General features: G+C 46.3%; 12 protein-coding genes and 2 tRNA genes. 9 read left to right on the top strand and 5 right to left on the bottom strand.

From position 1 onward, the window contains the following. The first annotated feature begins 11 nt into the window (after window positions 1–11). Both ACHKAR_RS16790 and ACHKAR_RS16785 read left to right on the top strand, forming a co-directional pair. The gene (locus ACHKAR_RS16790; protein WP_395418579.1) at window positions 12–1,814 is read left to right on the top strand and encodes a sodium:solute symporter family protein; all 1,803 of its coding nucleotides are present in this window, start codon (window positions 12–14) and stop codon (window positions 1,812–1,814) included. Between the two features lie 5 nt (window positions 1,815–1,819). Next, window positions 1,820–2,710, top strand: a complete 891-nt coding sequence (locus tag ACHKAR_RS16785) for an ROK family protein (RefSeq protein ID WP_395418578.1) — start codon at window positions 1,820–1,822, stop codon at window positions 2,708–2,710. Between the two features lie 319 nt (window positions 2,711–3,029). Here the strand turns inward: ACHKAR_RS16785 and ACHKAR_RS16780 are convergent. After that, window positions 3,030–3,106: transfer RNA gene (locus tag ACHKAR_RS16780), tRNA-Asn, on the bottom strand. Between the two features lie 259 nt (window positions 3,107–3,365). Between ACHKAR_RS16780 and ACHKAR_RS16775 the strand changes: the two genes are divergently transcribed. The 4 genes from ACHKAR_RS16775 to ACHKAR_RS16760 all read left to right on the top strand — a co-directional run bounded on the left by ACHKAR_RS16775 (window position 3,366) and on the right by ACHKAR_RS16760 (window position 7,601). Continuing rightward, window positions 3,366–3,797: an Hsp20/alpha crystallin family protein gene (locus ACHKAR_RS16775; RefSeq protein WP_395418576.1), complete on the top strand. Its 432-nt coding sequence runs from the start codon at window positions 3,366–3,368 to the stop codon at window positions 3,795–3,797. A gap of 168 nt (window positions 3,798–3,965) precedes the next feature. Further along, window positions 3,966–5,456 carry a Do family serine endopeptidase gene (locus ACHKAR_RS16770; protein WP_159582893.1) on the top strand — a complete coding sequence of 497 codons (1,491 nt, stop codon included), beginning with the start codon at window positions 3,966–3,968 and terminating at the stop codon, window positions 5,454–5,456. 123 nt (window positions 5,457–5,579) lie between these two features. Beyond that, window positions 5,580–7,127 (top strand): L-piperidine-6-carboxylate dehydrogenase, encoded by a 1,548-nt coding sequence (gene amaB, locus ACHKAR_RS16765; protein ID WP_395418574.1) that lies wholly within the window; start codon window positions 5,580–5,582, stop codon window positions 7,125–7,127. 18 nt (window positions 7,128–7,145) lie between these two features. After that, complete coding sequence (locus ACHKAR_RS16760; protein WP_395418573.1) at window positions 7,146–7,601, top strand: 3-oxoacyl-ACP synthase; 456 nt, start codon at window positions 7,146–7,148, stop codon at window positions 7,599–7,601. On the opposite strand, the gene ACHKAR_RS16755 is transcribed toward ACHKAR_RS16760, so the two are convergent. From ACHKAR_RS16755 to ACHKAR_RS16745, 3 genes are all read right to left on the bottom strand, one after another. After that, a complete protein-coding gene (locus tag ACHKAR_RS16755) occupies window positions 7,598–8,095 on the bottom strand; it encodes a uridine kinase family protein (RefSeq protein ID WP_395418572.1) in 498 nt (165 codons plus the stop codon). The two genes, ACHKAR_RS16760 and ACHKAR_RS16755, sit on opposite strands and share 4 nt — an antisense overlap. A 128-nt stretch (window positions 8,096–8,223) precedes the next feature. Beyond that, window positions 8,224–9,960: an ABC transporter ATP-binding protein gene (locus ACHKAR_RS16750; RefSeq protein ID WP_395418570.1), complete on the bottom strand. Its 1,737-nt coding sequence runs from the start codon at window positions 9,958–9,960 to the stop codon at window positions 8,224–8,226. Between the two features lie 82 nt (window positions 9,961–10,042). After that, window positions 10,043–10,420, bottom strand: a complete 378-nt coding sequence (locus ACHKAR_RS16745) for a hypothetical protein (protein ID WP_395418568.1) — start codon at window positions 10,418–10,420, stop codon at window positions 10,043–10,045. 342 nt (window positions 10,421–10,762) lie between these two features. Between ACHKAR_RS16745 and ACHKAR_RS16740 the strand changes: the two genes are divergently transcribed. The 3 genes from ACHKAR_RS16740 (at window position 10,763) to ACHKAR_RS16730 (ending at window position 12,354) form a co-directional block, all read left to right on the top strand. Further along, window positions 10,763–10,836, top strand: a tRNA-Ala gene (locus tag ACHKAR_RS16740). Window positions 10,837–11,112: 276 nt separating this feature from the next. Next, on the top strand, window positions 11,113–11,970 hold the full coding sequence (locus ACHKAR_RS16735; RefSeq protein WP_395418566.1) for a hypothetical protein: 858 nt from the start codon (window positions 11,113–11,115) through the stop codon (window positions 11,968–11,970). A gap of 9 nt (window positions 11,971–11,979) precedes the next feature. Next, window positions 11,980–12,354, top strand: coding sequence for a hypothetical protein (locus ACHKAR_RS16730; RefSeq protein WP_395418564.1), 375 nt, complete (start codon window positions 11,980–11,982; stop codon window positions 12,352–12,354). Window positions 12,355–12,356: 2 nt separating this feature from the next. Here the strand turns inward: ACHKAR_RS16730 and ACHKAR_RS16725 are convergent, their stop codons facing one another. Beyond that, window positions 12,357–12,833 (bottom strand): C40 family peptidase, encoded by a 477-nt coding sequence (locus ACHKAR_RS16725; RefSeq protein ID WP_395418562.1) that lies wholly within the window; start codon window positions 12,831–12,833, stop codon window positions 12,357–12,359. Window positions 12,834–12,837 lie beyond the last annotated feature (4 nt).

Raw genomic sequence — 12,837 nt, 5'->3', positions numbered from 1 at the left:
AATAACCGGATATGCTTTTACATACCCTTGACTGGATCATTATTGCCATTTTTTTCGCCATCGTATTGGGAATAGGCTGGGTGGCCTCCCGTACTGCGGGTCAGAGTTCGGAAGAGTACTTCCTGGGAGGCCGCGGAATGCCCTGGTGGCTCCTGGGTGTATCCATGGTGGCCTGTACTTTTTCAGCGGACACCCCCAACCTGGTGACTGGATTTGTCCGGGAGAGTGGAGTGTCTAAAAACTGGGCGTGGTGGGCCTTTCTGATTACAGGAATGGTCACGGTTTTTATCTATGCCCGGCTTTGGAGAAAGTCAAGAGTCAATACCGATCTGGAATTTTACGAGATACGATACGGAGGAAAGCTCGCGTCCTTTCTGCGAGGGTTTAGGGCCATTTATTTAGGCGTTTTTTTTAATACCCTGATCATGGGTTCAGTCACACTGGCGGCTATCAAGATTGGTGCAGTGATGTTGGGACTGGAGCCTTGGGTGGTGGTGGTGGGTGCCTCCATTGTGGTGGTGATTTATGCCTCGCTCGGAGGCATTAAGGGAGTGGTTTGGGCGGACTTTTTCCAATACGGAATTGCTATGTTTGGTGCCGTATATGCCGCTTATGTGGCCGTGAGTCAGCCGGAGGTTGGGAGCCTTTCTGAGCTAATGAGTAACCCCATTATTGCTGATAAGATCAGCGTTATTCCGGATTTCAGCAGTGCCTCGGTTTGGGTGCCACTACTGTTGATCCCCCTGGCAGTGCAGTGGTGGGCCGTCTGGTACCCGGGCGCTGAGCCTGGTGGTGGTGGTTACATTGCCCAGCGTATGCTTTCTGCCAAAGATGAAAAAAATGCCATCGGGGCTACTTTACTGTTCAATTTTGCGCACTATGCCCTCAGGCCCTGGCCATGGATCATCGTGGCGTTGGCTTCCATGGTGATTTACCCGGACCTGGATTCTATTCATGCAGAATTTCCGGATATAGATCCCACTTATTTGAAAGATGACATTGCCTATCCCGTGATGCTGGCCAAACTCGGCACAGGATGGATAGGCCTTGTGGTGGCGTCAATCATTGCGGCCTATATGTCCACTATAGGTACTCACCTCAATTGGGGCTCATCGTATTTTGTCAATGATTTTTATAAGCGGTTTCTGAAGCCTGATGCGACCGATAAGCAGATGGTGGCCATGGGTAGATGGACTACAGTCCTCCTGATGATCATTGCCGGATTTCTTTCATTGTATGTGCTGGACAATGCCACTCAGGCATTCAATATCCTGCTTTTGTCAGGAGCAGGTTCAGGGGCCATTTACCTGCTGCGCTGGTTTTGGTGGCGGATCAATGCCATCACCGAAATTACCGCCATGATTGTGGCCACTGTGGTGGCTTTTGTGCTGGTGCTTGGAGTGGATGACGCTACAGTGGCTACGGAGGTTCTGGATGGCTTTACCATGAAGCTCCTGATTACTGTGGGTGTTGTTACGGTTTCGTGGGTGTCCGTCACACTGCTGACCAAGCCGGAAAATGCCCAGGTTCTGAGAAATTTTTATCGCCTTACCCGCCCCGGTGGTCCAGGGTGGAAGCGCGTGGTGGAGGAAGCCAGAGGAGACAACGATCCATGTGATAATGCAGAGGGTGTTGTTTGGCAAATGCCGTTACAAGTGCTGCTGATTTTTATTGGACTGGTGTCGGTTTATTCTGCCCTCTTCTCCATTGGCTCATTTGTCTATCAGGACGTTTGGTTGGGTGTATGCCTTGCTGCTGTTTCACTTTTGAGTACTGTGGCCCTTTTTAAAGTTTTTGGGAAATTGAAATTTTAGGACGGATGACAATAGGCGTAGATTTAGGAGCAACTCAAATTCGGGCAGCCATCTGTCAGGGAGATCGGTTGGAGCATAAGCGTCAGACCTTGCTGGAAAATAAAGATGTATTGGAGAAGACCCTTGATCAAATCTCTGATTTCCTTTCCCCATTGATCAATTCCAATACGGATGGTATTGGGATAGGGGTACCCGCTGTGGTAGACATTCCCACGGGCACCGTGTACAATTCAAACAATATTAGTTCATGGAAGCGGGTGGAGCTCAAGCGCGAACTGGAGATGAGATTCGGACTGCCGGTGCATGTTAATAATGATGCCAACTGCTTTGCGTACGGAACTTATAAGTATGGCCTGGAGGACCCATGTGAAAACATGGTGGGCATCACACTGGGCACCGGAATAGGGATTGGTCTGGTGCTAAACGGGCGACCTTACTTCGGGAGCAATTGTGGGGCAGGAGAACTCGGGATACTCCGCTACCTCGATGCCCGCTACGAGGATTTTAGCAGTAGCGGATTTTTTGTGACCCAACACCAAACGACCGCACAGGCCGCAAACGAAGCTGCAGCCGGTGGGGATGGTGAAGTCACTGAGGTATGGAGGGAGTATGGAGATCATCTGGGACAATTTGTGAAAATGGTGTTGGCAGCCTATGATCCTGAAGTCATTGCTTTTGGAGGTTCTATTTCCAAGGCTTTTCCGCTATTTGAAGGTGACCTCAAATCTGCTTTGTCGGATTTTCCTTTTCCAGAGACCGTCCGTCGTTTGAAATTGGTCACTATGGATCAGCAGGATCTTGCCATTCTGGGAGCGGCTGCTTTGTGGGATGAATATGAGCGTTTGGATCGGAGTGCCCTTGACTGGAAAAGAGGAAGTGAAATTACACACCCCTAGCCCCTCTCAAGAGGGGAACAGTCTTGCTGAAAGGTGCGGCTAGCCCTCGCCCCGGTCGGATAAGGCTTGGATGCCTACCCGCCATTGTGTCCTTACTTTTCTGAATCTAGAGTGGATTATTTCAGTTTGCAAAATATAACCATGAAGTGATAACCCGCGCAAATATTGCTTGATCCAAATTACACACCCCTAGCCCCTCTCAAGAGGGGGAACAGGCTTGCTGAAAAGGGGCGGCTAGCCCTCGAACCAGTTCGAGCCCGCGTCTTACCCTTCAGGACATAAAAAAACCTACCAGAATGAACTAGTAGGTTTCTTGTTTTGGCTCCTCCTCTTGGGCTCGAACCAAGGACCCTCTGATTAACAGTCAGATGCTCTAACCAGCTGAGCTAAGGAGGAATTTTTCGCTGCCTCTTTACAAGGCTTTGTAAAAAGGATTGCAAACTTAATTTTCTGTTTCATTATCTGCAAAACCTTTCACTTAAAAATTTTAATTACTTCTGCATTTTTTAAATACAAGCCATTATGTCAGTTTATTTATCTATTTGTCATTAAAATCGGTCATTATGACACTTGTTTGTTATGATTTTCGGCTTGGTACAGAATTCGTTTAATGGGTAATCGAATTTGATGTTAAACAATTTAAACTTTCAAAAACATGACACTTATAAAGTATAACCCAAACGGCTTTAAGCCTGCGACATTCGGAAACTTCATTGACAGATTTTTCAATGATGACTTTTATGGAGGAAAAGGCATTACCAGCTTTTCACCACAGGTAGATATTGCTGAATCAGATAAGGAATTTGAAATTCAGTTTCACATTCCCGGCATCCAAAAGGAAAACATCAACATAGATGTGAAGGATGATCGATTGACTGTGAGTGGAGAGCGAAAAATGAGTCAGGAAAAAACCGAAAAGAACTACCACACTGTGGAGAGCTCTTACGGGACATTCAGTAGATCCTTCTACCTTCCAGACAATGTGAATGTGGAGAAAATCGACGCTTCTTACAAAGATGGCGTACTCAACATTGTACTGCCCAAGGATGCTAAGAAGGAAATGAAAAAGACCATTGCGATTAAGTAATTAGAGTTGGAGCAAGTGAGGCCCTGGTTCTGGCAATAGCCGGGATCAGGGTTTTTTGTTAAGATTTGTTAAGGTTATACACACTTGCCGGGTATCGGGAGTTTAACCCAAACAAAGTCTGATCAAAGACAGTATAAGTCTATACGGAAATTAGAAACAGTAAGAATTATGAGTAAGAGAAATATATTTTTCGCAATGATTCTGTCTTCATTTTTGGGAGCAGCCATCGCCCTTGGCGGGTATGCCACACTGGTGGAGACAGAAGTTACAAATCAGATTCAGCCGGTTAGTGGTAACAACCCGGTGAGTTTTACCAATTACGTTTTTGATACCACAGACTATGTAGTTCCGCAGGGACTCAATTTTGTATATGCTGCCAAGTCTGCAACACCCGGAGTGGTACACATCCGCACAAAATATGCTGCAACCACTCAATCCAATGGTGCCCGTAACCCTATGGAGGATTTCTTCAGAGACTATTTTGGTGATCGCTATGACAGGCGAGAGGGCGGACCGGGTATGGGAGCTGGTTCCGGGGTTATTATTTCTTCGGATGGATACATTGCTACCAACAACCATGTGGTGGATGGAGCTTCGGAGATCGAAATCCTGCTGAATGACAACAGTACTTACAAAGGAGAAGTGGTGGGTGTGGACCCCGATACCGACCTGGCCCTGATCAAAGTAGATGCAGAGAACCTGCCCACGGTGAAGTTTGGGGATTCTGAAAGCATGCAGATTGGGGAGTGGGTACTGGCCATAGGTAATCCGTTTGATTTCAGGTCTACGGTGACCGCAGGGATTGTGAGCGCCAAAGCCCGAAACATCAACATACTGGCACGTGGAGGAAGTGCTACACGCATAGAGGCATTTATACAGACAGATGCGGCTGTAAATCCCGGAAATAGTGGTGGAGCACTGGTCAATCTGAAAGGTGAGCTTGTGGGCATTAATACCGCTATCGCCTCTCCGACAGGCGCCTTTGCCGGCTATTCATTTGCAGTGCCAGCTACGCTGGTGAAAAAGGTGATCTATGATTTGAAGGATTTTGGTGCGGTACAGCGCCCCTTGTTGGGCATTCAGATTGTGGATGTGTCATCAGCACTGGCCGAGCAGGAAAACCTGAATGTGCTCAAGGGGGTATTTGTGGCTAAAGTGAACGAAGGTACATCTGCCGCCGAAGCAGGCTTGAAGGAGAAGGATGTGATCATTGCCATCGAGGGAAAAAAGGTGTCCAACGTGGCCCAGCTTCAGGAGCAGGTAGCGCTCAACAGACCTGGGGACAAGATTGAGGTCACGTTCATCCGGGATGGAAAAACTAAAACAGTTGATGCGATATTGAAGAACCAGTTTATGACAACTGAGGTGGTGAAAGCCAACAGCGCCTTTCAGATGGAGGGAGCTACTCTGGAGCCCGTTTCAGATACCTACAAAGAAAAGTTTGGGATAAAGTCAGGGGTGCAGGTGAAGTCTATTGAAAAAGGCAAGTGGAAAGAGGCCGGAATCGAGGAAGGGTTTATTATCACGAAAATAGACAAGCGACCGATCGCCAATATGGATGATCTATCTGCATCACTAAACGGAGCCAGAGGAGAGGGCATACTCATAGAAGGAGTTTACCCCAATGGAGAAAAAGCCTATTATGGGATAGGTTGGTGAGCGAAGTTAGCAGAGATAAGAGCCACCTTGCCCTTCGGCAAGGTGGCTCTTTTGGTTTTTAGGGTTTTTCGCAATGAGATTATTTAGCTTTGCCGCTCGAAACAACATTTAACCAAAACAGATATGAGTACCCCATCTTCTGACATGACTAAAATCTTAAAGAACCTTGGCGTAGAGGCATCTAACCCCGGTGCCGCTATAGGGAGCAAGTGGCTTCCTACCAAGGGTGAAGTGATCACTTCTTTTTCACCTGTAGATGGCAAGGCCATTGCCGAAGTGAGGCTGGCGGATGCCGATGCTTACGAAAAAGTAGTGCGAGCGGCTCAGGAGGCCTTCCTGGAGTGGCGACTAGTGCCCGCACCACAGCGTGGTGAGATTGTGCGCCAGATAGGGCTGGAGCTCAGAAAGCATAAAGATGATTTGGGCACTTTGGTGTCTTATGAGATGGGCAAGTCTCTACAGGAAGGGCTGGGAGAAGTGCAGGAGATGATCGACATCTGCGATTTTGCGGTAGGGCTTTCGCGCCAGCTTTATGGGCTCACCATGCATTCGGAGCGCCCGCTGCACAGGATGTATGAGCAGTGGCATCCTCTGGGCATTGTCGGGATTATTTCTGCATTCAATTTTCCGGTGGCCGTCTGGGCGTGGAACTCCGCTCTGGCGTGGGTCTGTGGTGACGTGTGTATCTGGAAGCCATCCGAAAAAGTGCCTTTGTCAGCCATAGCTTGTCAGAAAATTGTGCAGGGAATCTTTGAAAAGAACGGTGTGCACCCAGGAGTGTGTGGCCTGATCGTAGGTGACGCTGAAATCGGAAAGAAAATGGCTAACGATACCAGGGTGCCCTTGGTTTCCGCTACAGGATCTACACGTATGGGTAAGGCCGTGGGAGAAGCTGTAGGGCGAAGGCTTGGAAAATCGATCCTGGAACTCGGCGGAAATAACGCTATTATAATAACCGAAAATGCCGACCTCAACATTGCCATTCCGGGTGCTGTGTTTGGTGCAGTAGGGACTGCCGGACAAAGATGTACTTCTACGAGAAGGCTCATCATCCATGAGAGCATTTATGAAGATCTGAAGCAGCGACTACAAAGTGCATATGGTCAGCTGAGAATCGGAAGTCCTTTGGATCAAAACAACCACGTGGGTCCACTGATCGACAAAGATGCTGTGCAGATGTACGAAAGTGCCCTGACCAAAATTGCCGCAGAAGGAGGTAAAGCGGTTATCGCAGGAGAGGTGCTTTCAGGTCCTGGTTATGAATCTGGATGTTATGTGAAGCCCGCCATTTATGAGGTGAAAAACGATTACGAAATCGTGTGTCATGAGACTTTTGCACCGATTCTTTACCTGATCAAGTATAGTACCCTGGAGGAAGCCATCGCCATGCAGAATGCGGTGCCGCAGGGATTGTCTTCGGCCATCATGACAACCAACATGCGAGAGTCGGAGCTATTCCTTTCACAGGCTGGTTCAGATTGTGGTATTGCCAATGTTAACATTGGTACATCGGGAGCAGAAATTGGTGGTGCTTTTGGTGGGGAGAAAGAGACCGGTGGAGGACGCGAGTCTGGTTCGGATGCATGGAAGGCTTATATGCGCCGACAGACCAATACCATTAACTATTCCACACAGCTGCCTCTGGCACAGGGGATAAAATTTGAATTATAAAATAATCAGGCAGGCTTCATGGAATTACACACGATGAAATTGAAAGTTCATGAAGTCTGCTTGGCTTTGATCCAAAGCAGAATAGATGGGCTCAATAATGAGCTCAGGGGCTTTCAGGCGGCTGCCAATGAGGAGTCTAAAAGCAGTGCCGGAGATAAGTACGAAACCGGGCGTGCCATGATGCACCTGGAGAAGGAGAAGGTAGCTTCACAGCTCAATCAGGTGCTGAAGCAGCAGAAAGTTCTTCGGGAGCTCCATCCCGAACGAAAGTCAGAGAAAGTAGAGCTAGGTAGCTTGTTGAGTACAGATCAGGGGCTATTCTACATCAGCATAAGTCTCGGACTCATCCAAACTCCAGAAAAGGTGTTTTGTATTTCACCAGTGGCACCACTGGGAGCGGCATTTCTGGGAAAAAAGCGCGGAGATTTGGTTTCCTTCAATGGGAAATCATACAAAATTGGCGAAGTGACCTAACTGATGGCTTCCAGAATTTTCTTAGGGTCATACGGAGCTTCCCCTGAGATGTCCAAATACTCACTTTTGTCTCCCTTTTTCTGGCCATATTTCATATATGACCTCCACACGTGTTCAGCATACCATTCGGGCTCTTCATCCCAGCGTTTGTCCTGACTTTTTCTGCCCAGAAAAACCTCCTTATCGATTTCTAAAAACAGCTTTGCATCATATTTTACCCGCAGGGAGGCAGGATAAAATGAAAACAAACCTTCTACGATTTTGACATCAGCTTCAGATCTTTGAACATCATTGGTGAGCGAGTCCCACTTGATGGTGCTGGGTCTCTCCCAATCGGGTACACCCTGCACTTTAGGAATGGAAATCTTGGGTTTCACATACTCATCCTGGCAAAATATGTCCACTGATTTGCCCGCCTTTTCAAGGTGGACTTTCAGCTTCTCGGCCAAAGTACTTTTACCCGCACGGCTTACACCTCCAATTCCTATTATCATGCTTTTTTTGGGTTTTAATCCTGGTTTAACAACGTGGCATTCTACATGCCCGAATTTATTTTGCTGATCAGGGGAGGATAAATATACAAACTCAAATGGAATTAACCAGCCCGCGGTGTATTGTAAGCTTAAATTCTTGCCTGGTAAGTGTAAAGTTGAAAGTAGCGGCCCTCTTTTTGGATCAATTCGTCATGGGTACCCTGCTCGGCAATCTGACCATTTTCTACCACCAGAATCTGATCGGCCTGACGAATGGTGCTCAGCCTGTGGGCAATGACAAACGAGGTACGCCCACTCATGAGCCTGGCCAAACTCTCCTGAATAAAACTTTCGCTCTCGGTATCCAGATTGGAGGTAGCCTCATCCAGGATGAGTATTCTCGGGTCTGCCAATATCGCTCGAGCGATGGCTATGCGTTGCTTTTGACCGCCGGAAAGTTTTACGCCCCGTTCACCGATTCGCGTGTCCAATCCTTTTTCGAACCGATCGGTAAACTCGTCCACGTGAGCGGCTTTTACGGTAGTCATCAGAGCTTCTTCTGTGGCATCCGGTCTTGGGAAGAGAATGTTTTCACGAATAGTGCCCTCAAAGAGGAAATCATCCTGAAGGACGACTCCCAGCTGACTCCTATAGCTATCCAAGGAAATTTTAGAGAGGTCTTCATTGTCAATGGTGATGATGCCCTCATCGGGGGTGAGGAAAGATGCAGCAAGGCTGGCGATGGTGGATTTCCCAGAGCCGGAGGTTCCTACCAGGGCAGTCACAGAGCCAGCCGGAGCCTTGAAGCTAATGTGCTTGATTACATGGTTGTCGTCTTCATAAGAGAAGCTTACATCACGAAACTCCACGTCACCTTTGATCTGTGGGATGCGAATGGTTCTTACCGAGCCATCGTCTTCTTCTGCAAGATTCATGATCTCCTCTGTGCGGTCCAGCCCGGCAAATGCCTCCGTGAGCTGGCTGCCGATGTTACTCATTTGCACGATAGGGGCGATCATAAATCCCAAATACAATGTAAAGGCCAGGAAATCTCCGATGGTCATTTCGCCCTGGACAATCAGGTATCCGCCTATGCCCATGATGCCAGTGCTGGCAAGGCCCAACAGAAATGTGGCCGAACTGGTAACCAGACTGGTGGAGGTAAGGCTCTTTTTTACGTTCAGATAAAGTTTTTCGACCCCTTCTTCAAAGGTCTTGATTTCTTGTTTTTCTGCATTGAAGCCTTTGATCACCCGCACCCCGCCGAGTGTCTCATTCAGGCGGCCGGTTACTTCGGCATTCAGTTTGCCTCGTTCTCTGAAAATGGGGCGGATGTACCCAAAGGCTTTTAACGAGATCACCCCAAATATGGAAACCGGCACCAACACGTAAATTGTCATCATGGGGCTGATGTTGATGAGGAGGAACAGGGAAACAATGGCCGTAAGGAGACCTCCTACCAGCTGTACCAGCCCTGTACCCACAAGGTTTCTTACCCCTTCCACATCCGTCATGATTCGGGATACGAGCTCCCCGCTTTTGGTATTATCAAAAAAGCGAACCGGCAAGTACATGATCTTTCGCTGCACTCTGACGCGCAGTTGAGAGATGAGGTGCTGAGCTTCTACGCTCAGTATGCGCGTCAGCAGAAAGGAAGTGATGGACTGCACCACGATGGCTCCGAGAATGGCCAACAGAAGTACTTTTAGCATTTCCATGTCACTCTTTGCGATCACATCGTCCATCAGGTATTTACTGGCTCCCGGTAGTACCAGGCTGGCGGCCCGACTGATCACAATCAATATCAGACCTACGCCAATGATCTTTCTTCTGGGCCATACGATGGTTTTGAACACATGGCTCAGTGTTACTTTGGATTTGCTCATAAAAGGAATTTAGGTAGGAAAGCGAAATGCTTCCAAAAAGGTTCTAAGATTCCTTCTACGGATATGTGATGAAAATGATTTCTTATCTCCCTGCTGGGATTGCTTCCTGATGAAAAGTCCCGGAAAAGGTGCGATTGATCCGCTGGCCCAGATAAGTGCTGTCCTGATCGTAGGCATAGATAATGCGTAAGTCGATGTCCGCTGAAATACGCCAGTTTCCGTTGCTGCGTGTTCCGGAGATTTTGCCGCCTTCTATGGTATTGCCCACGGCTTCCATACAGAAGCAGTATGGATAGAGCCGGATTTTCAATTGTCGAAGTTGATCAGCACCTTCGTAGTGAAATTGGGTGGTGTCCGGAACCTGAAAATAAAGAGCCTCAGCGTACTCATCATCCATTACATTCTCTTTGTCCTCTGCCTGATGATATCGCAGAAACACAAGTGAATCTCCCGGGAGCACATAGGGGTGTTCTTATATCAGCTTGGCATTCTGATAATAGGTGTTTTCTGTTCGGGAGGGGTTGGTAAGACATGCCGACAGCATGGTCAAACAAAGTAAGGGCAAAAGGGCTTTCATAAGTTTTCAAATCTGCCTATTAGGACACGGGATCGCGTGGAAGGGTTGATGGCGGTAGAAAAATATAAAGGAGGGGTTGGTTAAATTGAATTTTAGCTTAAATTCGCAATCCTTAAAGAGCAAAAGCATCAGGCTTGCTCTTAAACTTGAAAAAGGGGCATTAGCGCAGGTGGCCGGGTCGCGGAGACCAGAGCACCACGCTGATTCACTTTCTGATCAAAAAAAGGGGCATTAGCTCAGCTGGCTAGAGCACCACGCTGGCAGCGTGGGGGTCATCGGTTCGAATCCGATATGCTCCACTTTTTTCTGTCAATTTCTTGAGACTTGGCTAGTTGTAAATTAAACTTCGGTGATTTAGACTGGTAGGGGCTAGCCATAGGATTACTTTACGATATTTTCACGGTTCGACTCCCATTGTTTATTTTTTCTTTTGAACAATTGGGGTCTATTTGATTATTGAGGCTCTATTCCTCAGTTTCTTTCAATTGAAATAATTGAAAGTTTTGATTGTTAAAATATCAAATTTTTGTAATTAGCGGTAGGGGATTTTTTTGAATTACATTATTCACGAAATTATGAATTGGATAAGGTCTTTTCTCCTCCCTTCAATTTGTGGTTATCTTTATTTTTCAATTGAAACTCTGCAGCTTGAAGAATGTGAAAATTCTTGGTTCTGCATGTTATTAAATGATATCTACAATAATAAGGGGCTTTTTGGCGCAGCTTTGTTTCTTGGCAATGCAGTTGTTTATGGTTTTTTGTCGTTACAGGTAATAAATAGAAAAAGGAATTTAGTGTACGAGGTATTGGATAACTTTATTCAATCCATGGGAAGTGAATCTTCAAGGTATCGGGTGACAATTTTTGAGGAATGTGGTCCATTAGTCGCAGCATTGTATTTTGTGAGGTCAACGACAATGAATGTTAGATATTTCCTAAGAAGACGGTGCTTTATTTTTCGAATGAGGACATTTCCTATACCTGCTCATAAATACCTTAGGGTGTATCAGCGGGCTGGCTTGCCAAACCTTGAGAAGAGATCAACGCTTTTTATGGCGCCCAAGAACGATAGAGAAGTGGATGGAATTGTTCCGTTAGCGTATTATACGAAGGAGATTTCCAAAGCCGAAGGATTAAAAGTGGATGGTGAAAAATTATCAAAATATTCAGAATTAGATGACTTGCCTCCTTCTTTAAGAGCTACGGTGAAAAGATATATGAAGAAAACATCCGTAAGGAACTTTTCACGCCTAAAACTATTTAGAAAACTATCTGGCTTTATAGTTGCTATTCCATTATATTGTAATACGAAACAAAAGACCCCATCTCATGTTCTTGTATTTGATGGTGATCGGCCTAAAATGGACTTAAACTCGCTTGATGACAAAATCAAGGTGTTATCTGATACTGTTGGAATAATTCTGAAATCTTAACCGAAGTTTATGAAAGTTCCTTTGTTTTTTGAAGATTACTCGAAGAGCCTGGAGGTTCCATTTAGTCAATCTCCGTCCGACATTCCTACTTCCGTACAAATTGGGAATGATCACATTGAGTTTAATTATCCAATTGAGGAGTCCTCATTAATCGATTTTTCGGTTGACTCTCTTATTATGAAAATTGGAAAGGCTTCGGGGAAGGTTTATGAAGTGAGAGTTACCCCTTCAGCGATGAATTCACTTACCAGCGCTCTGGATAAGTTTGATACCCGCGATATCAAAACAGATAAGAGTGATAACCGATTTAAGTCAAATCTGAAATTTTCAAAGAGGATAGTTAAGGATATCGCTCAATTTTTGAAAAATCCTAAGAAGGACTAAATCTACTTTATCACTCTCCTGAACTTCTTCACATTGTTCATATAGTAGCTATCCATCAGGCTGGATTCTATCACTCCGCTCCGTGTGGAGGCATGCACAAACCTGATGTCATCCTTTTCTGCATAGGTGATCATACCGGCATGGTACCACTTTTCACCTTTTTGTTTAAACTTAAAATAAACAATGTCTCCTGGGCGGATGCTGTCCCAGGTTTTGCTGCTACCTATTTTGGATTGGTCTTTCGCCGTACGTGGCAGGGTTACATCAATGGTCTTGTAACAATTGTAAATTAACCCAGAGCAGTCTATGCCGGATTTAGACATACCCCCGTACCTATAGGGGGTGCCTATGTATCTTCTTCCTTCGGCGATTACCCGATCAATCTTTTTGGTCTTTTTCCGGTTTTGAGCCGAAATATTACTGACCATCAGAAGGCTAAAACTTGCGATAAAGAGGATTTTAAGAAAAGTACTGTTCATCCCT

It is taken from the genome of Marinoscillum luteum, from assembly GCF_044005705.1.
Taxonomy (GTDB): Bacteria; Bacteroidota; Bacteroidia; order Cytophagales; family Cyclobacteriaceae; genus Marinoscillum; species Marinoscillum luteum.
Note: the sequence above shows the minus strand (reverse complement) of the source record. Positions and strands in the feature narration are given on the sequence as shown.